This is a genomic window from Pseudomonas sp. SWI44 (assembly GCF_002947915.1).
Lineage (GTDB): Bacteria > Pseudomonadota > Gammaproteobacteria > Pseudomonadales > Pseudomonadaceae > Aquipseudomonas > Aquipseudomonas taiwanensis.
In genome coordinates this window covers 2,404,725-2,426,849 of sequence record NZ_CP026674.1, presented here as the reverse complement: position 1 = coordinate 2,426,849, position 22,125 = coordinate 2,404,725, and the positions used below count along the sequence as shown (strand labels likewise).

The 22,125-nt window shown below is 61.7% G+C and carries 24 protein-coding genes; 15 read left to right on the top strand and 9 right to left on the bottom strand.

The window, feature by feature from the left end; genetic code table 11:
* Positions 1-6: 6 nt before the first annotated feature.
* Entirely contained in the window at positions 7-339 is a 333-nt protein-coding gene (locus C4Q26_RS11385; RefSeq protein ID WP_023377974.1) for a DOPA 4,5-dioxygenase family protein, read from the top strand.
* A gap of 90 nt (positions 340-429) precedes the next feature.
* Here C4Q26_RS11385 and trpA read toward each other — a convergent pair whose 3' ends face one another.
* On the bottom strand, positions 430-1,239 hold the full coding sequence (gene trpA / locus C4Q26_RS11380; RefSeq protein WP_104883095.1) for a tryptophan synthase subunit alpha: 810 nt from the start codon (positions 1,237-1,239) through the stop codon (positions 430-432).
* Positions 1,236-2,453 (bottom strand): tryptophan synthase subunit beta, encoded by a 1,218-nt coding sequence (gene trpB, locus C4Q26_RS11375; protein WP_023377976.1) that lies wholly within the window; start codon positions 2,451-2,453, stop codon positions 1,236-1,238. The genes trpA and trpB overlap by 4 nt, the downstream gene beginning before the upstream one ends.
* A 109-nt stretch (positions 2,454-2,562) precedes the next feature.
* Between trpB and C4Q26_RS11370 the strand changes: the two genes are divergently transcribed.
* Positions 2,563-3,459: a LysR family transcriptional regulator gene (locus C4Q26_RS11370; protein WP_023377977.1), complete on the top strand. Its 897-nt coding sequence runs from the start codon at positions 2,563-2,565 to the stop codon at positions 3,457-3,459.
* On the opposite strand, the gene C4Q26_RS11365 is transcribed toward C4Q26_RS11370, so the two are convergent.
* A complete protein-coding gene (locus C4Q26_RS11365) occupies positions 3,456-3,779 on the bottom strand; it encodes a YqjD family protein (protein ID WP_023377978.1) in 324 nt (107 codons plus the stop codon). The genes C4Q26_RS11370 and C4Q26_RS11365 overlap by 4 nt on opposite strands.
* 150 nt (positions 3,780-3,929) lie before the next feature.
* Here C4Q26_RS11365 and C4Q26_RS11360 point away from each other — a divergent pair, with 150 nt between their 5' ends.
* Together C4Q26_RS11360 and C4Q26_RS11355 are read left to right on the top strand one after the other, a co-directional pair.
* Complete coding sequence (locus C4Q26_RS11360; RefSeq protein WP_023377979.1) at positions 3,930-4,145, top strand: dodecin; 216 nt, start codon at positions 3,930-3,932, stop codon at positions 4,143-4,145.
* A gap of 106 nt (positions 4,146-4,251) precedes the next feature.
* On the top strand, positions 4,252-4,473 hold the full coding sequence (locus C4Q26_RS11355; protein ID WP_104883094.1) for a DUF1161 domain-containing protein: 222 nt from the start codon (positions 4,252-4,254) through the stop codon (positions 4,471-4,473).
* A 77-nt stretch (positions 4,474-4,550) separates the two neighbouring features.
* Here C4Q26_RS11355 and C4Q26_RS11350 read toward each other — a convergent pair whose 3' ends face one another.
* A complete protein-coding gene (locus C4Q26_RS11350) occupies positions 4,551-5,555 on the bottom strand; it encodes an LLM class flavin-dependent oxidoreductase (protein WP_023377983.1) in 1,005 nt (334 codons plus the stop codon).
* Between the two features lie 154 nt (positions 5,556-5,709).
* On the opposite strand from C4Q26_RS11350, the gene C4Q26_RS11345 reads away from it, so the two are divergent.
* Both C4Q26_RS11345 and C4Q26_RS11340 read left to right on the top strand, forming a co-directional pair.
* Positions 5,710-6,135: an OsmC family protein gene (locus C4Q26_RS11345; protein ID WP_023377984.1), complete on the top strand. Its 426-nt coding sequence runs from the start codon at positions 5,710-5,712 to the stop codon at positions 6,133-6,135.
* 73 nt (positions 6,136-6,208) lie between these two features.
* Positions 6,209-6,442, top strand: a complete 234-nt coding sequence (locus C4Q26_RS11340) for a DUF1161 domain-containing protein (RefSeq protein WP_023377985.1) — start codon at positions 6,209-6,211, stop codon at positions 6,440-6,442.
* A 30-nt stretch (positions 6,443-6,472) separates the two neighbouring features.
* Here the strand turns inward: C4Q26_RS11340 and C4Q26_RS11335 are convergent, their stop codons facing one another.
* Complete coding sequence (locus C4Q26_RS11335; protein WP_023377986.1) at positions 6,473-6,886, bottom strand: hypothetical protein; 414 nt, start codon at positions 6,884-6,886, stop codon at positions 6,473-6,475.
* 55 nt (positions 6,887-6,941) lie between these two features.
* Positions 6,942-7,355, bottom strand: coding sequence for a hypothetical protein (locus C4Q26_RS11330; RefSeq protein WP_023377987.1), 414 nt, complete (start codon positions 7,353-7,355; stop codon positions 6,942-6,944).
* A gap of 66 nt (positions 7,356-7,421) precedes the next feature.
* Between C4Q26_RS11330 and C4Q26_RS11325 the strand changes: the two genes are divergently transcribed.
* Positions 7,422-8,513 (top strand): aminopeptidase, encoded by a 1,092-nt coding sequence (locus C4Q26_RS11325; protein WP_027906637.1) that lies wholly within the window; start codon positions 7,422-7,424, stop codon positions 8,511-8,513.
* A gap of 33 nt (positions 8,514-8,546) precedes the next feature.
* On the opposite strand, the gene C4Q26_RS11320 is transcribed toward C4Q26_RS11325, so the two are convergent.
* A complete protein-coding gene (locus tag C4Q26_RS11320) occupies positions 8,547-9,197 on the bottom strand; it encodes an HAD family hydrolase (protein WP_023377989.1) in 651 nt (216 codons plus the stop codon).
* Between the two features lie 58 nt (positions 9,198-9,255).
* A complete protein-coding gene (locus C4Q26_RS11315) occupies positions 9,256-9,804 on the bottom strand; it encodes a gamma carbonic anhydrase family protein (protein ID WP_023377990.1) in 549 nt (182 codons plus the stop codon).
* Positions 9,805-9,906: 102 nt separating this feature from the next.
* On the opposite strand from C4Q26_RS11315, the gene prlC reads away from it, so the two are divergent.
* The 6 genes from prlC (at position 9,907) to C4Q26_RS11285 (ending at position 18,248) form a co-directional block, all read left to right on the top strand.
* Complete coding sequence (gene prlC / locus C4Q26_RS11310; RefSeq protein ID WP_256583400.1) at positions 9,907-11,958, top strand: oligopeptidase A; 2,052 nt, start codon at positions 9,907-9,909, stop codon at positions 11,956-11,958.
* Positions 11,955-12,236: a YheV family putative zinc ribbon protein gene (locus C4Q26_RS11305; protein ID WP_023377992.1), complete on the top strand. Its 282-nt coding sequence runs from the start codon at positions 11,955-11,957 to the stop codon at positions 12,234-12,236. The genes prlC and C4Q26_RS11305 overlap by 4 nt, the downstream gene beginning before the upstream one ends.
* A 132-nt stretch (positions 12,237-12,368) precedes the next feature.
* Positions 12,369-14,378 (top strand): M3 family metallopeptidase, encoded by a 2,010-nt coding sequence (locus C4Q26_RS11300; protein WP_104883092.1) that lies wholly within the window; start codon positions 12,369-12,371, stop codon positions 14,376-14,378.
* A 76-nt stretch (positions 14,379-14,454) separates the two neighbouring features.
* Entirely contained in the window at positions 14,455-15,513 is a 1,059-nt protein-coding gene (locus C4Q26_RS11295; protein ID WP_023377994.1) for a PA0069 family radical SAM protein, read from the top strand.
* Between the two features lie 292 nt (positions 15,514-15,805).
* Positions 15,806-16,525, top strand: coding sequence for a carbonic anhydrase (locus tag C4Q26_RS11290; RefSeq protein ID WP_023377995.1), 720 nt, complete (start codon positions 15,806-15,808; stop codon positions 16,523-16,525).
* A gap of 187 nt (positions 16,526-16,712) precedes the next feature.
* Positions 16,713-18,248, top strand: a complete 1,536-nt coding sequence (locus tag C4Q26_RS11285; protein WP_023377996.1) for a SulP family inorganic anion transporter — start codon at positions 16,713-16,715, stop codon at positions 18,246-18,248.
* A 104-nt stretch (positions 18,249-18,352) separates the two neighbouring features.
* Here the strand turns inward: C4Q26_RS11285 and C4Q26_RS11280 are convergent, their stop codons facing one another.
* The gene (locus tag C4Q26_RS11280; protein WP_023377997.1) at positions 18,353-18,994 is read right to left on the bottom strand and encodes a hypothetical protein; all 642 of its coding nucleotides are present in this window, start codon (positions 18,992-18,994) and stop codon (positions 18,353-18,355) included.
* 370 nt (positions 18,995-19,364) lie between these two features.
* Here C4Q26_RS11280 and coxB point away from each other — a divergent pair, with 370 nt between their 5' ends.
* Together coxB and ctaD are read left to right on the top strand one after the other, a co-directional pair.
* Entirely contained in the window at positions 19,365-20,492 is a 1,128-nt protein-coding gene (gene coxB / locus C4Q26_RS11275; protein ID WP_023377998.1) for a cytochrome c oxidase subunit II, read from the top strand.
* A 43-nt stretch (positions 20,493-20,535) separates the two neighbouring features.
* On the top strand, positions 20,536-22,125 hold the full coding sequence (gene ctaD, locus C4Q26_RS11270) for a cytochrome c oxidase subunit I (protein ID WP_023377999.1): 1,590 nt from the start codon (positions 20,536-20,538) through the stop codon (positions 22,123-22,125).

Genomic DNA, 22,125 nt, shown 5'->3' with positions numbered 1-22,125 from the left:
GTTTTCGTGCAAAGAATCAAGGGCTATCACGCCCATGTCTATTACGACGCGTCCACCATCGACCAGGCCCGCGAGTTGTGCGAAGAGGCCGCGCGGCTGTTTCCTGTAACCATGGGGCGTATGCACCAGAAACCGGTCGGTCCGCACCCAGACTGGAGTTGTCAGTTGGCGTTCGGACCAGAGGTGGTGGGGGTGGTGTTGCCGTGGTTGGCGTTGTACCGCAAGGGGCTGGTGGTGTTTCTGCATCCGCTGACGGGGGATGAGCTGGCCGACCACAGGGACCATGCGATCTGGATGGGCGCTGTGCGGCCGCTGGATCTGTCGATTTTTGCGAGTTAGGGCTTCAGGTCCCATCGCCGGTGTGCCGGCTCCTACGAGGTCCGAGCAGACCTGTAGGAGCCGGGTTGCCGGCGATGAGTACGACGTGTATCAGGCGCGAGCGCTGCGCACGCCATCGGCCAGTGCCGAGCAAAGGTTCAGCACGTCCTTCACAGCCTGATCGGCATTCTCGGCCTTGGCGATCTTGTCCACCAGCGCCGAACCCACCACGACACCGTCCGAGAGACGGGCAATCGCGGCAGCCTGCTCCGGCGTACGAATACCGAAACCAACGCTGATCGGCAGATCGGTATGTCGACGCAGACGGGCGATCGCCTCGGTCACGTGCTCGGTGGTCGCCGAGCCGGCTCCGGTCACACCCGCCACGGAAACGTAGTAGACGAAGCCCGAACTGCGCTCGAGCACCCGCGGCAGGCGAGCATCGTCGGTGGTCGGGGTGGTCAGGCGGATGAAGTCGATGCCCGCGGCCTGGGCCGGGGTAGCCAGTTCAGCGTCGTGCTCCGGTGGCAGGTCGACGATGATCAAGCCATCGACACCCGCTTCTTTGGCTTGGGCCACGAACTGTTCAACGCCAAAGCGGTGGATGGGGTTGTAGTAACCCATCAACACGATCGGCGTGGCCTGGTTGCCCACGCGGAACTCACGGACCATCTGCAGGGTTTTCGCCAGCGTCTGACCGGCCTCCAGTGCGCGCAGGGTGGCCAGCTGGATCGCGACGCCGTCGGCCATCGGGTCGGTGAACGGCATGCCCAGTTCGATCACGTCCGCGCCGGCTTCAGGCAGGCCTTTGAGGATCTGCAGCGAGGCGTCGTAGCCAGGGTCGCCGGCGGTGACGAAGGTGACCAGCGCGGAGCGGCCTTCGGCCTTCAGTTCGGCGAAGCGTTGTTCAAGACGGCTCATGCCTGTTTCTCCTGGGCGGCCATGTGATTCATCACGGTTTGCATGTCTTTGTCACCACGGCCGGACAGGCAGATGACCATCAAATGGTCCTTGGGCAGGGTCGGCGCACGCTTGATGGCTTCAGCCAGGGCATGGGAGCTTTCCAGGGCCGGGATGATGCCTTCGAGGCGGCACGTGGTGTGGAAGGCCGCGAGGGCTTCGTCGTCGGTGATGCTGACGTACTCCACGCGCTTCACTTCGTGAAGGTAGGCGTGCTCCGGGCCGATGCCTGGATAGTCGAGGCCTGCGGAAATCGAGTGGGCGTCTGTGATCTGACCGTCATTGTCCTGCAGCAGGTAGGTGCGGTTACCGTGCAGCACGCCTGGCACCCCACCGTTGAGGCTGGCGGCATGTTTGTCGGTGTTCACGCCGTGGCCACCGGCTTCCACGCCGATGATCTGCACGCTGGCATCATCGAGGAAATCGTGGAACAGGCCCATGGCGTTGGAGCCACCGCCGACGCAGGCGATCAGGCTGTCGGGCAGGCGACCTTCCTTTTCTTGCAGCTGGGCGCGGGTTTCCTTGCCGATGATCGACTGGAAGTCGCGGACCATCGCCGGGTACGGGTGCGGGCCGGCCACGGTGCCAATCAGGTAGAAAGTGTCTTCGACATTGGTAACCCAGTCGCGCAGGGCTTCGTTCATGGCGTCTTTCAGGGTGCCGGTGCCGGCGGTGACCGGGACGATCTCGGCGCCCAGCAATTTCATGCGGAACACGTTGGCCTGCTGGCGCTCGATGTCGGTGGCGCCCATGTAGATCACGCAGGGCAGGCCGAAGCGTGCGGCGACGGTGGCGGTGGCCACGCCGTGCATGCCGGCGCCGGTTTCGGCGATCAGGCGCTTCTTGCCCATGCGCTTGGCCAGCAGCACCTGGCCGATGCAGTTGTTCACCTTGTGGGCGCCGGTATGGTTGAGCTCTTCACGCTTGAAGAAAATCTTCGCGCCGCCGCAGTGTTCGGTCAGTCGCTCGGCGAAGTACAGAGGGTTCGGGCGGCCGATATAGTCGCGTTGGAAGTAGGCCAGTTCTTCGAGGAACTTGGGGTCGGCCTTGGCCGCTTCGTACTCACGGGCCAAATCCAGCACCAGCGGCATGAGGGTTTCGGCCACGTAGCGGCCGCCGAACGAGCCGAACAGGCCGTTGGCATCGGGGCCAGCGCGGTATTGAGTCTGGGTCATGGTGCGCTCCAAGGCGTGATCAAAGGGATATGGGCTTTACTCTAACCACGACACGCTCGCCTGAAAACCGATAAGATTGCGTAAACCTGTCAGAAAAACTCACACGTAAATGGCTCAGGATCTCCCTCCCCTCAACGCCGTGCGCGCTTTCGAAGCTGCCGCCAGACTCAACAGCGTCAGCTTGGCGGCCGAAGCGCTGCATGTAACCCATGGTGCCGTCAGTCGGCAGATCAAGGTGCTGGAAGAGCACCTGGGCGTGGCGCTGTTCGTCAAGGACGGGCGTGGCATCAAACTCACAGATGCCGGTGTGCGCCTGCGTGACGCCAGTTCCGATGCCTTCGACCGCCTGCGTGCTGTGTGCGCCGAGCTGGGCCGGGATGTCGGGGAGGCGCCGTTCGTCCTGGGTTGTTCGGGCAGCCTGCTGGCGCGTTGGTTCATTCCCAGGCTCGGTCGGCTGAAGGCGGACCTCCCCGAACTGCGCCTGCACCTGTCTGCAGGTGAAGGCGACCTGGACCCACGACGGCCTGGGCTGGATGCCTTGCTGGTGTATGCCGAGCCGCCCTGGCCGGCGGACATGCAAGTGCATGTGCTGGCCGAGGAGCGCATCGGGCCGGTACTGAGCCCGCACTTCGCCGGTTTCGAGCGCTTGCGTGGCGCACCGGCCAAGGCCTTGCTGGAGGAGGCGCTGCTGCACACCACATCACGGCCTCAGGCTTGGCCGACCTGGGCCGGGCAGCAGGGGCTGGACCCCGCGGCGTTGAAGTACGGCCAGGCATTCGAGCATTTGTACTACTTGCTGGAGGCGGCCGTTGCCGGCCTGGGCGTGGCAATTGCCCCGCAGCCCCTGGTGGCCGATGACTTGCGTGCGGGACGTTTGACTGCGCCGTGGGGCTTTTCACCGACCTCCGCTGCCCTGGCGCTTTGGGTGCCCCGGCGCGCCGCGGATGGGCGCGCCGAGCAACTGGCGGATTGGTTGCGTCGTGAACTTCAGCGTCAGGCGGGTTAGTTGCGACGGGACAGCAGGTAAGCCGCCAGCAGACCAAGTGCGCCCACCGCCACGCCTGTGGTCGTCCAAGGATGCTGCTGTGCGTAGTCTCGGGTGGCAATGCCGGTCTGACGGGTACGGGTCTTCACCTCCTCGTAGGCATCGCTGAGCAGGCTGCGCGAATGCTTGAGCGCGCTTTCGGCGTTGCTGCGGATGGCCTTCATCGACTTCTGGGATTCCTCGGACGCGTCATGTTTGAGCGTTTCAAGGGTTTTCAAAAGGCTTTCGATTTCCGCTTCCATGCTTTCCAGGGATGCTTTGCGCAGCGAGTTGCGGTGCATGTTGACTCTCCTTCGCAGGGTGGACTGTACAGGTTGCGACTGCGCGGGCAGGCAAAAGTGCGATCGAACTTTCGATGGTGGCTGCTGCTCGCAGGTAAACCATGCCTGCGCTGCTAGGCTGAATCTCACCGTCATCCAAGGAGAGTGCTCATGTCCGATCATCACACCTACAAGAAGATCGAGCTGGTGGGATCTTCACCCAACAGCATCGAAGAGGCGATCAACAATGCCCTGGCCGAAGCTGGCAAGAGCATCAAGCACCTGGAATGGTTCGAAGTGGTCGACACCCGGGGTCACATCCGGGACAACAAGGCGGCGCACTTCCAGGTCACGCTTAAGGTCGGGTTCCGCATCGCCAATAGTTGACCCATGATCGGGATGGAAAGTCCCGGCGTGATGGCGTTATAACGCTGGAGGGTGCCTGGGTGGCGCCCTTCTTGTCTTTTCTCATCTGAAACAAGGAATGCGGTCGATGAAGAAACTGATGCTTGCGATAGGCCTGATGGCGCTGGCCGGTGGTGCGATGGCGGCCGGGAAGCCGTGCGAGGAACTCAAGGCGGAAATCGCGGCCAAGCTCGATGCCAAGGGTGTCAAGGGCTACGCGCTTGAGATCGTCAACAAGGGTGACCCAGCGGGCAAGGTGGTCGGCACCTGCGAAGGCGGCAAAAAAGAAATCGTCTACCGACGTGGATGAGCGTTGGCCCGTTCGCCGGCAAACCCGCTCCCACGGGCGGTGCCCCCGCAGGAGCCGGTTTGCCGGTTGATTGGGCGCTACTCGGCCTTCAAGGCCTGCGCCAGTAATTCATAGGACCGGACCCGGTCTGCATGCTCGTACAAGTCGCAGGTGAAGATCAGCTCATCCGCGCCCGTCTGTTCCAAGAGCACTTGCACCTTGGCCCGCACTTTCTGCGGGCTGCCGATCATCGCCAGGCCCAGGAAGCTGCCCACTGCGTCCCGCTCATGGGGCAGCCAAAGGCCGTCCATGCTCGGCACCGGGGGCCGCTGCATCAGGCTTTGTCCGCGAATCAGGGCGAGAATGCGCTGGTACACGGATGTGGCCAGGTATTCGGCCTTCTCGTCGGTTTCTGCCACGACCATCGGTACTCCGAGCATTACATAAGGCTTGTCCAGGACCGTGGACGGTTTGAAATGGTCGCGGTAGATGCGGATGGCCTCATGCATGTAGCGCGGCGCGAAGTGCGATGCGAAGGCATAGGGCAGCCCACGCATGCCCGCCAACTGGGCGCTGAACAAGCTGGAGCCGAGTAACCAGAGTGGTACCTCGGTATCGTGGCCGGGGACGGCGATCACTTTCTGATCAGGTGTGCGCGGTCCGAGATAGCGCGACAGTTCTTCGACATCGTCGGGGAAGTCGTCAGCACTGCCGGAGCGTTCGCGGCGCAGGGCCCTTGCAGTCATCTGGTCGGAGCCTGGCGCACGGCCAAGGCCCAGGTCGATGCGGCCCGGATAGAGGCTGGCCAGGGTACCGAACTGCTCGGCGATCACCAGGGGCGCGTGGTTGGGCAGCATGATGCCGCCGGAGCCGACCCGAATGGTCGATGTGCCACCGGCCAGGTAGCCGATCAGCACTGACGTGGCCGAACTAGCGATCCCATCCATGTTGTGGTGTTCGGCGACCCAGAAGCGGTTGTATCCGAAGCGCTCGACGTGTTGTGCCAGGTCCAGCGAGTTGCGCAGCGACTGCGCCGGGCCGGCGTCGGCACGGACGGGCACCAGGTCGAGGGTGGAAATTTTCAGGTCACGCAACTGCGTCATCGGAGCCTCCGTAAGGGTGATTGGCCAGAGGCCATGTGAACTCTGTATGGGCACATTCGGCCGTTTCAATGCGTGATGGCCGATTAGTCTGAACTTGCCGGGGGGCGTTGGCCTCTGAACCCATGAGTACCTAACCCAGCGCTCAGGAGGCAATATGAAGAAGACAGCATCAGCGATCTGGCAAGGTGGTTTGAAAGACGGCAGCGGCTTTCTCTCCACGGAAAGCGGGGCCCTGAAGCAGAACCCTTATGGCTTCAATACCCGTTTCGAAGGCTCACCTGGCACCAACCCGGAAGAGTTGATCGGCGCAGCCCACGCAGGCTGTTTTTCGATGGCCCTTTCCATGATGCTGGGCGAGGCGGGGCTGACCGCAGAGCGCATCGACACCATCGCCGAGGTCTCTCTGGATAAACAGGCCGATGGCTTTGCCATTACCGCGGTGCACTTGGTTCTGCGGGCCAAGGTGCCGGGGGCCAGCGAGTCGCAGTTCCTGGAAATCGCCAACAAGGCGAAGGCAGGCTGCCCGGTTTCCAAACTGCTCAATGCCACTGTCAGCCTCGATGCCTTGCTGGTGGGCTAGGCGGCGCAACTGCGGCGGTTTGCGGTAGTCTAAACAGCGTTGGCAGCGAGACTGCCTTTTGAGGAGCTGTTCAATGATCCGCGTAACAATCGCCGTGCTGGCTTCCTTGGTCGCTACGTCCGCACTGGCCGCGGTCAAACCGTGCGAGGAACTGAAGGCCGAGATCGAAGCGAAGATCCAGGCGCAAGGTGTGCCGTCCTACACCCTGGAAATCGTGCCTAACAGCGAGGTCAAGGACCCCAACATGGTCGTGGGCAGCTGTGATGGCGGTACCAAGAAAATCATCTACCAGAAGAATGACCGGTAGCAGGTGGGGCCGCTTTACGGCCCCAAGCGCTCAGGGCACGCAGAAGACCCTGCTGGGTTCATTCACCAGCACCTCGCGGTTGGCATCGTACAACAGCACTTGTGGCTTCATCACCGGTGCCCTGGCCTCCAGGCGATAGCGCTCGCCGGCCTTGAAGTCGTCGTAGCGTACGGTCAGGTAACAGGTGCGATCCACGGGTTGGGACATGACCCCGCCGGAGTAGATCTCGTAGTCGAAACGCACCACCAGTTCATGCTTGCCCGGCGTGACCTGGAAAAAGCGACCGTCCTCCAGGCGCTTGCCATCGAGTCGATCGGCCATGATGACCCGTCCTGGGGTGGTGGTATAGAGGTCGACCCAGGCCTGCTTGGGGTCGGCGGGCGGCAAGGGGCTGGCGCAAGCCCCCAGTGCGCTGAGAGCGATCAGCATCATAGGCTGGCGCATGGCGAAACTCCCGCTTGCGGTTCACAAGCTACAAGCATAGCGCCGTTCAGCATGTTCAGGTACGTTGGCAGCCCGCTGGCAGCCCTTGTCCGACCAGTTTTTGCTGCTGGTCGTAGAGTTTGATCCAGGGGCGGAAACCGATGCTGCCGGCCTGCATCTGGTAGCGCTGGCCAGCGCTGAAGTCCTTGAACGTGAGATTGAGTTGGCAGTCGCGCCACAGGGGCTCGCTGACCGGGCCGATATTGCTCGGTGTGACTGGAAACTGGTAACGCACGGTCAATTCGTGGCTGCCGGGCGCCACTTCGAAATAGCGTTTGTCGGCCCATTCGCGCTCGTCCACTTCAACGGCGTGCAGTGAGGTGTCGTCACTTGGGGCGAGATCGACCCATGCCTGGTTGGGGTCTGGGTTGGGCAGCGTCGAGCAGGCGGACAACAGCATCAGCAAGCCGATGGCAAACAGTGGACGCATGGCGAAACTCCCCCTTGGCAAGATAGTCTTGGAGCGCATCGGCTGTGAGCGAGTAGATAGCCCAAGATGGTTCGATTTCTTCTTTTAAAGCGCTCAGGCTCTGGGCCACTCGACCGCGTTTTGACCTGTTTGGTTCCCTGGTTGGCCGCCCTTCTGCTGAACGGTTGCAGCAGCCTTGGGTATTACGGTCAGTTGGCTGAGGGTCAATGGCAGTTGTTGAATGCCCGCACGCCGGTGGCGCAGGTCATTGCCGACCCTGCTACCACGCCACGTTTGCGAGCTCGACTGGAGCATGCCGAGCAAGCTCGGGCATTTGCCAGCGAGCATCTGAAACTGCCGGACAACGGTAGTTACCGGGTATACGCCAATTTGGGGCGCCCCTTCGTCGTCTGGAACGTATTCGCCACGCCGGAGCTTTCGCTGCAGCCGGTGACCCACTGCTTCCCCATCGCGGGCTGTGTGGCCTATCGCGGCTATTACCGACAGGGCGCGGCACGCGGTGCGGCGGCGGTGATGCGCCGGGACGGCATGGATGTCTATGTCGGCGGCGTGGAGGCCTATTCGACCCTCGGCTGGTTCGATGACCCCATTCTGTCGTCGATGGTCGGCTGGGGGGATGAGCGGCTGGCTGCGCTGATCTTCCATGAGTTGGCCCACCAACGTGTCTATGTGAAGGATGACACCGAGTTCAACGAGTCATTCGCCACCTTCGTCGAGCAGGAAGGATCGCGGCAATGGCACGTGGCGCGCGGGTTTGCAACGATTCGGGACGGTCAGGTGAAACAACGCGACCAGTTCACGCGACTGGTTCTTGCCAGCCGCGAGCGACTCCAGGCGATCTATGCCGGGCCGCTGGACGATGCCCACAAGCGTATCGCGAAGCAGGCGGAGTTCGAACGCTTGCGTCGGGAGTATCGAGTGCTGCGCGACACCCAGTGGAGCGGCGACAAGCGTTACGACGCCTGGGTATACGGGCCAATGAACAATGCCAAGCTGTTGCCATTTGGGCTGTACGACCAGTGGGTGCCAGCCTTTGCGGCGCTGTTCGACGACGTGGGCGGGGATTGGGCGCGGTTCTATGGACGGGTCGAAGCGCTTGGGCGGTTGCCCCTTGCAGCGCGCAAGGCAGCTTTGGAGCAGTTGTTGACCGGGCATTGAGGTTTTGGGGCCGCGCAGCAGCCCCGACTGCCATCAGGCCTTGATGAATGCCGCGTGCATCTGGGCCAAGGTCGCGAAGTGGAACGCCGGCTCCTGTGCCATCAGCTCTTCATGGCTACCAAAGCCGTAACCCACGGCCACTGCCTGCAGGCCGTTGCTGCGGGCGCCGATCAGGTCGTGTTTGCGGTCGCCGATCATCAAGGTCTCGGCCGGGTTCAGCCCCTGCTCGTCGAGCAGGTGCCGGATCAGCTCCACTTTGTTGGTGCGAGTACCATCGAGCTCACTGCCGTAGATCACCTTGAAGTGGTGGTCGAACGCGAAGTGCCGGGCGATCTCGCGGGCATACTTCCAAGGCTTGGACGTGGCGATGTACAAGGTGCGGCCCTGCCCATTGAGCGCACTCAGCAGCTCGGGAACCCCATCGAACACCAGGTTTTCGTACAAGCCGGTGACGCTGAAACGCTCACGGTAGAAGTTCACCGCATCCCATGCCTTGGCCTCGTCGAAGTTGTAGAACTGCATGAAGGCCTGCAGCAGGGGGGGGCCGATGAAGTGTTCGAGGCGGGTCAGGTCCGGCTCGTCGATACCCAGCTTGGCCAAGGCGTACTGGATCGAGCGCGTGATGCCCTCGCGGGGGTCGGTGAGGGTGCCGTCAAGGTCGAAGAGTATGTTTTGCTGGTGCATGTGAAGGGGGTCACTCAAGTCGTTGATCGTTCCATTGGCGGGCTTACCCGCGAAGAGGTCATTCCGGTCGGTCGTAGCCTTCGGCCAGGTGCTGGTCCTTGAGCTTCACGTAATTGCTGGCGCTGTAGGGGAAAAAGGCGCGTTCCTTGTCAGTCAGCGGTCGGGCCTGCTTCACCGGACTGCCGACATACAGGTAACCGCTTTCCAGACGCTTGCCCGGCGGCACCAGGCTGCCGGCGCCGATGATCACTTCGTCCTCGACGATGGCGCCATCCATGATGGTGCTGCCCATGCCGACCAGGATGCGGCTCCCCAGGGTACAGCCATGCAGCATGACCTTGTGGCCAATGGTGACATCGTCGCCGATGATCAGCGGGAAACCATCGGGGTTGAACGGGCCTGCATGGGTGATGTGCAACACGCTGGCGTCCTGCACGCTGGTGCGCGCACCGATGCGGATGCGGTGCATGTCGCCGCGGATCACCGTCAGTGGCCAGACCGAGCTGTCCTCGCCGATTTCCACATCGCCCAGCACCACCGCCGAACGGTCGACGAAGGCCCGTGGTCCAACTTTCGGAGTGTGTTGCTGGAAGCTTCGGATGGCCATGATAGCGTCTCTCATCTGTGCCGATAGGCAGGCTGCCTGCTGCGGTCGGCGTCGATTGTAATTAAGATGGTCCAGTGTTTCTCCTGCCAAGGTATCCAAACCGTGAGTGCGAACAACCCGCTTCTGCAGTCCTACGATCTGCCGCCCTTCTCGGCGATCCGTGCCGAACATGTGCTGCCGGCGATCGAAGAGATCCTGGCCGACAACCGTAAAGCCATTGGCCAGATCCTCGAACAGCAAGGCAAGCAGCCCACCTGGGCCGGCCTGGTGCTGGCGATGGACGAGCTCAACGACCGACTGGGCGCCGCCTGGAGTCCGGTAAGCCACCTCAATGCGGTGTGCAACAGCCCGGAGCTGCGCGAGGCCTATGAGTCCTGCCTGCCGGCACTGAGCGCCTACTCTACCGAACTGGGGCAAAACCGCGCGCTGTTCGAAGCCTACCAGGCGCTGATCGACAGCCCGGAAGCCGCAGGCTTCGACGTGGCGCAGAAAACCATCCTGGAGCACGCCCTGCGTGACTTCCGCCTGTCGGGTATCGACCTACCTGCCGACAAGCAGCAGCGCTACGCCGAAGTGCAGAGCAAGCTGAGCGAGCTGGGCAGCCGCTTCTCCAACCAACTGCTCGATGCCACCCAGGCCTGGACCAAGCACGTCACCGACGAGGCAGCCCTGGCCGGTCTGACCGATTCGGCCAAGGCGCAGATGGCCGCCGCCGCTCAGGCCAAGGGCCTTGAGGGTTGGCTGATCACCCTGGAGTTCCCCAGCTATTACGCGGTAATGACCTACGCCAGCGATCGCGCCCTGCGCGAGGAGCTGTATGCCGCGTATTGCACCCGCGCCTCGGACCAGGGCCCGAATGCCGGGCAGTTCGACAACGGCCCGGTGATGCGTGAAATCCTCGACCTGCGCCAGGAACTGGCCGAGCTGCTCGGTTTCAAGAATTTCGCCGACCTGAGCCTGGCCACCAAGATGGCCGAGTCCAGCGACCAGGTGCTGAGCTTCCTGCGCGACCTGGCCAAGCGCTCCAAGCCCTTCGCTGCCCAGGATCTGGAACAGCTCAAGGCCTATGCAGCCGAACAAGGCTGCGCTGAGCTGGCCAGTTGGGACGCCGGCTACTTCGGCGAGAAGCTGCGCGAACAACGCTACAGCGTTTCGCAGGAAGCCCTGCGTGCCTACTTCCCGATCGACAAGGTGCTGTCCGGCCTGTTCAACATCGTCCAGCGTCTGTACGGCATCGAGATCGCCGAGCTCAGAGGCTTCGACACCTGGCACCCCGATGTGCGTCTGTTCGAGATCAAGGAAAATGGTCAGCACGTCGGCCGCTTCTTCTTCGATCTGTACGCCCGCGCCAACAAGCGTGGCGGCGCCTGGATGGACGGCGCTCGCGACCGTCGTCGCACCGCCAGTGGCCAGTTGCAGAGCCCGGTTGCCAACCTGGTGTGCAACTTCACCCCGGCCGCACCTGGCAAGCCCGCTTTGCTGACTCACGATGAAGTCACCACGCTGTTCCATGAATTCGGCCATGGCCTGCACCACCTGCTGACTCGGATCGAGCATGCGGGTGTATCGGGCATCAATGGCGTGGCTTGGGATGCGGTCGAGCTGCCGAGTCAGTTCATGGAAAACTGGTGCTGGGAGCCCGAAGGCCTGGCGCTGATCTCTGGCCATTATGAAACGGGCGAACCGCTGCCCAAGGACCTGTTGGACAAGATGCTGGCTGCGAAGAACTTCCAGTCCGGCATGATGATGGTGCGCCAGCTGGAGTTCTCGCTGTTCGATTTCGAGCTGCACGCTCGCCACGGCGACGGCCGCAGCGTACTGGAAGTGCTCGAAGGCGTGCGTGACGAGGTCTCGGTGATGCGTCCGCCGGCCTACAACCGCTTCCCCAACAGCTTTGCCCACATCTTCGCGGGCGGTTACGCGGCAGGCTATTACAGCTACAAATGGGCGGAAGTGCTGTCGGCTGACGCTTTCTCGCGCTTCGAAGAAGAAGGTGTGCTCAACGCCGAGACCGGGCGTGCATTCCGTGAGGCGATCCTCGCCCGTGGTGGCTCCCGCGAGCCGATGGTACTGTTCGTCGACTTCCGTGGTCGTGAGCCTTCCATTGATGCATTGCTGCGTCATAGTGGCTTGAGCGAGGACGCAGCGGCATGAGCGAGGTAGTCGTGAACAGAACCAAGAAGCGCTTCATCGCTGGGGCGGTATGCCCGGCATGCAGCGAGCCCGACAAGCTGATGATGTGGAACGAGGACGATGTGCCGCACCGCGAATGCGTGGCCTGCGGCTTTGCCGACACACTCAATGAGCAGGGCCTGTCGGTGCCCAAGGAACTCGGCACCCGGGTCAACCAGCTGGCACCCAAGGCTGCTCCTGCCAAGGTCCAGACGGTGCAGTTCTTCCCCAATCCGAAGCTGAAGAAACCGGCTGAGTGAAGCCCTGATGCCACCTGGGCCTTGTGCCTGGGTGGCATTCTCCTCTGCCCTGGGTGGTACATAGTGACGCCACCTGTTGTCTCTCCAGTGCGCATGCTCGCCTGCTCTTCAACATGAGCAAGGCAACGCACCATGGATACCCGTAATCCATTCCTGCAACACAGCAAGGTACCGCTGGACTACCATGCGGTGACCCTGGACAACATGCTCGCGGCTTTCGATTTCGTGCTGCAAGCCCATGAACACGGTATTGCGCGGATCATCGACGCTCAACAGACGCATCCGACCTGGGACGACTTCGTGCTGGCGATCGATGAACTGGACGCCCAGTTGCTGGCCGTCTTCAATGCGTCGTTGCCGCTGCTGGGCAGAGGAGAGGATTGGGGCAAGGCCGTCCTCGGGTTCTATGGAAAGGTTGTTGAACGCTTCGACCAGAAGCTGACCAATGGCCGCCTGCAAGCGCTGTACGAGCGCTTGGCGAGGCGTGCCAACGGCGTGAATCTGGACGCGCACAAGCGTGCCACCTTGCGCTGGTACCTCGACAACTTCGCCATCAGCGGCACGGCCCTCGATACCGACGGCAAGGCCCGTCTGGCTGAGTTGCAGAGGCAGATCACCACCTTGCGCGGGCAATATCAGTTGAATCTCAACCGCCCCGGCCTGCGCATCGACGATGAAGCTCAATTGCGTGGCATTCCCCAGCGTGTGCGCGACGAACTGGCATCCCGAGCGAGGGAGGCAGGTGAGCGAGGTTGGTTGATCGCGTGCGAGACTGCGGTCACTGAAACGGTGCTCATGTACGCTGAGCATCGTCCGCTACGTGAAAGCGTCTATCGTGCGTACCACCTTCGAGGTGTCAGCGAAGATGGGCAGCAGGACAATGGCACGTACTTGCAGCGTCTGGCGGAACTGCTGGATGAGAAAGCGCTTTTGCTCGGTTTTGCCAACCACCCTGAACTGAGCTTGCAAGCCAAGAGCGCGGGGGGACTCGCGCAGGTGAACAGGTTCCTTCACGACCTGGCCGACAATCTGCGGCCAGCCATGATCGAGCGTCGCTCACGGATCGAGAGCCAAGCCGCCGTGCAGGGTGTGAGCGACCCTGAGCCGTGGGACATGAGCTTCTTGCAGGCGCGACACAAAGCGTCGACCAAAGTGCTTTCCACCGAGTCACTGCGCGAGTTCTTCCCGTTGCCCGTGGTAGTGTCGGCATTGACCCAGTTGGCTGAGAAGCTATTTGGCCTCTTGCTTGTACCAAAGCCGTTCGCCGCCTGGGATGAAAGCGTGCAGACATTCGAGGCCTGGCAGGACAACGCCTTGATCGGCTTCTTGTATCTGGACGCCGTGCAGCATCCTGGCAAGCAGCTGGATTGGGTGAGCACCACTTACATACGCAGCCGTCGGGTCAATGCCGAAGGGGTGTATCAAGAAGCTGCCGTCGTAGTGTTCAGCGACATTCCAGCCGCCGTCGATGGCGGCCAGCCGCTACTCGATCACCTGTCCCTGCGCAAGCTCTACCATGAGTTTGGCCATGCCTTGCACCACCTGCTGGTGCGTACCACAAACCATGTATTGTCCAATGTGTCCGCGCTCGGTACGGACGGCGTCGAGCTGTTTGGCAAGCTGTTCGAGCGTTGGGTGTGGAACGCGGATTACCTGGCCGGAATCTCGTCGCATCAATGGAACGGCACTAAGCTCGATCGCACGCGGGTGGAGGAATGCCTGGGCCGCCTTAGGCAGGATGGCCTGGAGGAAGCGGCAGGCCACCTGAGCCTTGCGCTGTTCGACCTGGACCTGCATGCCACACCGAAGGATGGTCGGACCCTTGAACAACGCCTGACCGACGCCCGCGCACGCTGCGGATATTGGCCGCTTGCCGACTTCGAGCGTCCTGCCCATGCCTTCCAGCACCTGGTAAGCGGCTACGATGCGGGCTACTACGCCTATTTATGGTCGGACGTGCATGCCTTCGACCTGTTCACGCGTTTCGAGGCTCAAGGCCTGCTCGACCGTGGCACCGGGCGCGCGTTGCAGGAGGCATTGTTCGCCCCAGGAGCCTCACGGCCACTTCGCGAAGGAATCGAGGCCTTCCTTGGGCGTGCACCAAGCCACCTGCCCTACTTGCGCTGGCATGGTGTGAATTGATACTGCCCTGACCAAAGGGGCTGGAAGAATCATCTGGGCTGAGGCACTGTATGTAAATACAGTATCGAGGTGAGCGATGATTCCTCCAGCGCCGCAAAAGGGCCGTGGCACGGTTCACAATCCGCACAACCGCTTCGCACCGAGTCAATCGGTGGCCGAAGACGATGGCTGGTATCAAGAGGTTCCTCTCACCCAGGGTACCGAGGTGAGCGTCGAAACGGCCAAGTCAGTCATCAGCCGCAACACCTCCCCCGACCTGCCCTTCGATCGTTCCATCAACCCCTACCGTGGCTGCGAACATGGTTGCATCTACTGCTATGCCCGCCCCTCGCATGCTTACTGGGACTTGTCTCCGGGCCTGGATTTCGAAACCAAACTGATCGCCAAGACCAACGCAGCCGAGGTGCTGGCACAACAGCTGAGCAAACCGGGTTATGTCTGCGCACCGATCAACCTGGGCTCCAATACCGACCCCTACCAGCCCATCGAACGTGAACAGCAATTGACCCGGCGTCTGCTTGAGGTGCTGTTGCGCTTTCGCCATCCGGTCACCATCGTCACCAAAGGTGCGCTGGTGCTGCGTGATCTCGACTTGTTGGCGGAGATGGCCAGCCAGCGCCTGGTGCGGGTGATGATCAGCCTCACCACGTTGGATGATGAGCTCAAGCGCGTGCTGGAACCCCGCGCGGCGGCACCCAAGGCGCGGTTGAGGGCGATTCGGGTATTGCGCGAAGCAGGGGTGCCGGTGGGCGTGCTGTGCTCCCCCATCATCCCGATGATCAATGACAGCGAGCTGGAGCACCTGCTGGAAGCCGCCAAGGAAGCCGGCGCGCAGAGCGCCGCCTACATGATGCTGCGCCTGCCACTGGAAGTGGCGCCGCTGTTCGAGCAATGGCTGCACGACCACTATCCACAACGTGCCGCGCATGTGCTCAGCTTGATCCGCCAGAGCCGAGGCGGCGAGCTCTACGACAGTCGGTTCGGGGCACGCATGCGTGGCGAGGGGGTATTCGCCGATCTGCTGGCCCAGCGTTTCGCCAGGGCCATGCGTCGTCTGGCTTTCGAACGCCGGGAGGCTCAGTCTCTGGACTGCTCGTCCTTTTGCCCTCCGGGTGGACAGATGGCGCTGTTCTGAACCATCGAGGCAATGCTGTTGCATCCAATGAGGCTAATGGCAGCCAATAATTTCACTCATAGGGGTTGGCGGCTGATGCTTTTTTGATATTATTCAGCTCCCTCCTCCTTGGTCTGGAACGCTTGTTCTAGAGCCTCCGAATTCAGTTTCAATTAAGTTTTCCCCGCTAGCGTATGCAATCAGTCGGCAGCGACTGTGATGAATGGCCTGCGTGCGTCATCTAAATCCCCGCATAGCCAGAATCTTTCACCGGTAAAATGGATTTACCTACAAACCGTCAAGAGGATGAATCATGCCCGTCAAGGACCCATCCAAGGTCGTTCCGGAGGCCCCCGCCGAGAGCGCCGATGCCGCCCTGAAGCACATCGTCGACGGCTTCCTGCGCTTTCACCATGACGTCTTCCCCGAGCAGCAAGAGTTGTTCAAGAAGCTCGCCACCGCGCAGAAGCCGCGCGCCATGTTCATCACCTGCGCCGACTCGCGCATCGTCCCTGAGCTGATCACCCAGAGCTCGCCAGGCGATCTGTTCGTGACCCGCAACGTCGGCAACGTGGTCCCCCCGTATGGTCAGATGAACGGCGGCGTTTCCACCGCCATCGAATATGCGGTGCTCGCCCTAGGCGTGCATCACATCATCGTTTGCGGCCACTCCGACTGCGGCGCGATGCGTGCCGTGCTCAACCCCAGCTCGTTGGAGAAGATGCCAACGGTCAAGGCTTGGCTGCGCCACGCCGAAGTCGCCCGTACCGTGGTCGAGGACAACTGCTCGTGCGGCAGCGAGCACGAGACCATGAAAGTGGTGACCAAGGAAAACGTCATCGCCCAATTGCACCACCTGCGCACACATCCTTCGGTCGCGTCGCGCCTGGCGGCGGGCCAGCTGTATATCCATGGTTGGATCTACGACATCGAGACCAGTCAGATCGAAGCCTACGACGCGGCAAGCGACAGCTTCCTGCCGCTCACCGCGGGTGAGCCGATCCCCTGCGCGACCCCGAGAGGCCGCTACTAAGCGACCCTGACACCCGCATTACCTTGATAGCCGACTGCACCCGTTCTGGGTGCGGTGCGGCCTTCTGCTGCCTTGAATCTCCCTGACTGTCTTGCCGGCAACGCTGCTGGCGGCCCGCGCCTGCGCGCTTGTCAGGGCCAACATGCCTATGGCCAGAGGAATGGCCTGTGACAGAGGAAGGAAAGAAATGGTGAACAAGACACAGATAACAGCGGCATTGCCGCGCGAACTACTGGCATCAGTCGTAGTGTTTCTGGTGGCCCTGCCGTTGTGCATGGGCATTGCGATCGCCTCGGGCATGCCTCCGGCCAAGGGCCTGATCACAGGCATCATCGGCGGTATCGTGGTTGGCTTCCTGGCAGGTTCGCCGCTGCAGGTCAGTGGACCGGCGGCTGGTCTGGCGGTGCTGGTGTTCGAGCTGGTACGCCAGCATGGCATCGCCATGTTGGGGCCGATTCTGCTGGTAGCAGGCTTGTTGCAGCTGCTGGCCGGGCGCCTGAAGTTGGGCTGTTGGTTCCGGGTCACGGCCCCAGCGGTGGTGTATGGCATGCTGGCCGGCATCGGGGTGCTGATCGTGCTGTCGCAGTTGCACGTGATGTTTGACACCGCCCCGCAGCCAACCGGCATGCAGAATCTGCTGGCGTTTCCTGCGACAGTTGCCGCAGCCCTGCCGTCGGAAAGCGCCGGCGCGGCCTGGCAGGCCGGTGCGCTGGGGCTGGGCACCATCGCCATCATGTGGGGCTGGGAGCGCCTGCGGCCTCAGCGACTGCGCTTCATCCCCGGCGCCCTGCTGGGCGTGGCATCAATGACGGCAGTCAGCATATGGCTGGGGCTTTCGGTGAATCGGGTGCAGGTGCCGGCCGACCTGACCGAGGCCATCGACTGGATTCGCCCGGATGACCTGCTGAAGCTGGCCGACCCTACGCTTCTGGTAGCGGCCTTCGCCTTGGCTTTCATCGCCAGTGCCGAAACCTTGCTTTCAGCCGCTGCGGTGGACCGCATGCACAGTGGCCAGCGTTCGGACTTCGACCGTGAATTGTCCGCTCAAGGTATCGGCAATATGCTGTGCGGCGTGCTTGGCGCCTTACCGATGACCGGGGTGATCGTACGCAGCTCAGCCAATGTCCAGGCGGGAGCAAAGACCCGCGCCTCGGCCATCTTCCACGGCCTTTGGCTGCTGGCGTTCGTCGTCGCCCTGAGCAGCGTGCTGCAGCAAATCCCGGTGGCAAGCCTGGCAGGCGTTCTGGTGTTCACGGGTATCAAACTGGTGGACTTCAAGGCCTTCCGTGGTTTGGGGCGCTACGGGCGGATGCCGATGTTCACCTACGCGGCCACCGCGCTGGCCATCATTTTCACCGACCTTCTGACCGGTGTGCTGCTGGGCTTTGCCCTGACCCTGCTCAAGCTGGCTTTCAAGGCGGCGCGCCTGAAGATCAGCCTGGTAACCCTGGAAAAGCCTGGGCACATGGAGCTTCGGCTCAGTGGTGCCGCGACCTTTCTCAAGGTGCCGGCGCTGACCCAGGTGCTCGATACCGTTCCGGCGGGTACCACATTGCATGTGCCGCTGGGCAACCTGAGCTACATAGACCACTCATGCCTTGAGCTGCTGGAGGACTGGAGCCGCAGCAATTCGGCCAATGGTTCGCGGTTGAAGATCGAGCAGCGCCGCTTGAAACGGCGCATCGAGGGCCGGTTGCGTACGACCGTGGGCGTCGGAGCGTAACCCCAAACTGGCGTACAGGGCGACGTGGTCATTGGTGGGCGCGGGACAAACCCGCCCCCACAGGTCCGGTGGAATCGAAGGCCTCTGTTGCGCAGCCTTGGCGGTCAAGCCGGCTGGCCCAGCTCCACGCCAAGCTGGCGCGACAGGCACGGCCAGCGTTTCCAGGCTGCGCCGGTTTCCGGGCTGCACAGGTTTTCGCGGTATTGTTCGACCGACTCCGCGGCGAAGCTTTCGTCGTCCAGCATTTCATCGACCGAGTGGTGCACCACCTCATCCAGCTGGTTGGCGAAACTTTCACCGATCAGTTGGTGAGCGATGAGGTTGGCCACGGTCGTGTCGACCGGGATCAATGGCTGCTGGAAGTGGCGGATGTAAAGGTCGTTGACCTCTTCCACCAGCCGGTGTGCCAGGTAAGCCTCATCCAGCAGGCAATCCAGGCCCACATGACCCTGCATCACGCTGGGTGGCTGCAGGAAGTAGGCTTCGGCGATCTTCAGCACCGGTTTGATCTGCGACTCGATACCCGCCTCGCGGGCGACTGCGTTTGCCGCCTCCAGCAATTCTGGAACCTGGTCGATGTAAGCGCTGACGAAGCGCGCCAAAGTACCCTGGGCGTCCTGCTCAGGCAGTTGGATCGAGGGGTGCAGATGGGGTAGTTGCGCCTCGAGACGCTGTTTCAGTTGGCCGGTACGGCTCTCATGTTGGTGGGCTTGGCTAATCTGCTCGCGCACGGCAGCGATGTTCATGACAACTCCAGGGACAAGGCATTACAAACGGAAGACACTAAGGTAGCTCGGTATACGGAATGCCTAAGACAAGTTTGTTATAAAACCCGCAAACGTGTGCGGACCGAGCTATATCAATATGCCATTATTGTGCTAGCAAGGCTCTAGCCCGCGGTTTGTGGGGGCATTATCCAATTTCGTGCGGTTCATTTCACGCCCTTCATTGCGCACCATTGGTCGCTGTCTATACTCCCGTTGAACGTGATTCGTTGATGAGGCCCGTCTGCTTTCGCAGGGGCTCGGTCGTCGAAGTCAGGCAGTCTTGACCGCCGTTCCCGCTTGCCGCAGGTGAATGCCTCCGGGACAACAAGAACTAGAAGGGGAACCCGCAATGATGCGACATCCACATGTCTGGATGGGCCTTCTGTTGTGGTCGGTTTTCGGTCAGGCACACGCCGCCTGGACTGTGAACATGGCGCCAGGGGCGACGGAAGTCTCCAACGCCGTGTTCGACCTGCACATGACCATCTTCTGGATCTGCGTGATCATTGGCATCGTGGTGTTCGGTGCGATGTTCTGGTCGATGGTCATCCATCGGCGTTCCACGGGGCAGCAGCCCGCACATTTCCACGAACACACCTGGGTGGAAATCCTTTGGACGGTCGTCCCCTTCCTGATTCTGGTGGCCATGGCCATTCCGGCCACCAAAACGCTGATCGACATCTACGACGCCAGTGAGTCGGACGTCGATATCCAGGTGACCGGTTACCAGTGGAAGTGGCATTACAAGTACCTGGGCCAGGACGTGGAGTTTTTCAGCAACCTGGCCACGCCAGCGGACCAGATCCATAACAAGGCGCCCAAGGACGAGCATTACCTGCTCGAGGTCGATCAGCCACTGGTGCTGCCGGTGGGTGCAAAGGTGCGCTTCCTGGTGACTGCTGCCGATGTCATTCATTCCTGGTGGGTACCCGCCTTCGCCGTCAAGCGCGATGCCATTCCAGGCTTCGTCAACGAGGCTTGGACCCGCATCGAGAAGCCCGGTATCTACCGTGGCCAGTGCACCGAGTTGTGCGGCAAGGACCACGGCTTCATGCCAGTGGTGGTGGAGGTCAAGTCCAAGGCCGATTACGACACCTGGCTGGGTGAGCGCAAGGCAGAAGCGGCCAAGCTCAAGGAGTTGACCAGCAAGGAGTGGACCCTTGAAGAGCTGGTCGAGCGTGGCGACAAGGTCTATCACACAACCTGCGTGGCCTGTCACCAGGCCGAAGGCCAAGGCTTGCCGCCCATGTTCCCGGCACTCAAAGGCTCGAAGATCGCAACGGGACCGAAGGAAGGTCACTTGAACATCGTCTTCCACGGCAAGCCTGGCACGGCCATGGCTGCCTTCGGCAAACAACTGTCGGAAGTCGACATCGCCGCCGTCGTTACCTACGAGCGCAATGCCTGGGGCAACAACAAGGGCGACATGGTCACGCCCAAAGACGTGCTGGCGCTCAAGCAGGCCGAAGCGCAATGAACCGGGATACTCGCGGCAATCAATGGGTTGCAGGAGACAGGACATGAGTGCAGTGATCGACGACCACGCCCACGGCCACGAACATGCCCATGGCCCAGCCAAGGGCTTGATGCGCTGGGTGCTGACCACCAACCACAAGGACATCGGCACGATGTACCTGTGGTTCAGCTTCATGATGTTCCTGCTCGGCGGCTCGTTCGCCATGGTGATACGCGCCGAGCTGTTCCAGCCGGGACTGCAGATCGTGGAGCCGGCCTTCTTCAACCAGATGACCACCATGCATGGCCTGATCATGGTGTTCGGTGCCGTGATGCCCGCCTTCGTCGGACTCGCCAACTGGATGATCCCGCTGATGGTCGGGGCACCGGACATGGCCCTGCCGCGGATGAACAACTTCAGCTTCTGGCTGCTGCCGGCGGCGTTCCTGCTGCTGGTCTCGACCCTGTTCACCCCGGGCGGCGGGCCTAACTTCGGCTGGACCTTCTACGCCCCGCTGTCGACCACCTATGCGCCGGCCAGCGTGACGTTTTTCATCTTCGCCATCCACATGATGGGTATCAGCTCGATCATGGGGGCGATCAACGTGATCGCCACCATCCTCAACCTGCGTGCCCCCGGCATGACCCTGATGAAGATGCCGCTGTTCGTCTGGACCTGGCTGATCACCGCTTTCCTGCTGATTGCGGTGATGCCGGTACTGGCTGGCGTGGTGACCATGATGCTGATGGACATTCACTTCGGCACCAGCTTCTTCAGCGCCGCCGGTGGCGGTGACCCGGTACTGTTCCAGCATGTGTTCTGGTTCTTCGGCCACCCCGAGGTGTACATCATGATCCTGCCGGCGTTCGGCGCTGTGAGCTCGATCATTCCGGCATTTTCGCGCAAGCCGCTGTTCGGCTACACGTCGATGGTGTACGCCACCGGTGCGATTGCCTTCCTGTCGTTCATCGTCTGGGCGCACCACATGTTCGTGGTTGGCATCCCGGTGGTTGGCGAGCTGTTCTTCATGTACGCCACCATGCTCATCGCCGTACCCACCGGGGTCAAGGTGTTTAACTGGGTCAGCACCATGTGGGAGGGCTCGTTGACCTTCGAAACGCCGATGCTGTTCGCCATTGCCTTCGTCATCCTGTTCACCATCGGCGGGTTCTCAGGATTGATGCTGGCCATCGCACCGGCTGACTTCCAGTACCACGACACGTACTTCGTGGTGGCGCATTTCCACTACGTCCTGGTACCCGGGGCGATCTTCGGCATCTTTGCCTCTGCCTATTACTGGTTGCCCAAGTGGACTGGCCACATGTACGACGAAACCCTGGGCAAGCTGCACTTCTGGTTGTCGTTCATCGGCATGAACCTGGCTTTCTTCCCCATGCATTTCGTTGGCTTGGCCGGCATGCCACGGCGGATTCCCGACTACAACCTGCAATTTGCCGACTTCAACATGGTGTCATCGATCGGTGCCTTCATGTTCGGTGCGACGCAGATCTTCTTCCTGTTCATCGTCATCAAGTGCATCCGCGGTGGCGCACCTGCGCCGGCCAAGCCTTGGGATGGCGCCGAGGGCCTGGAATGGTCGATCCCCTCGCCAGCGCCCTACCACACCTTCCAGACGCCACCGGAAGTGAAATAG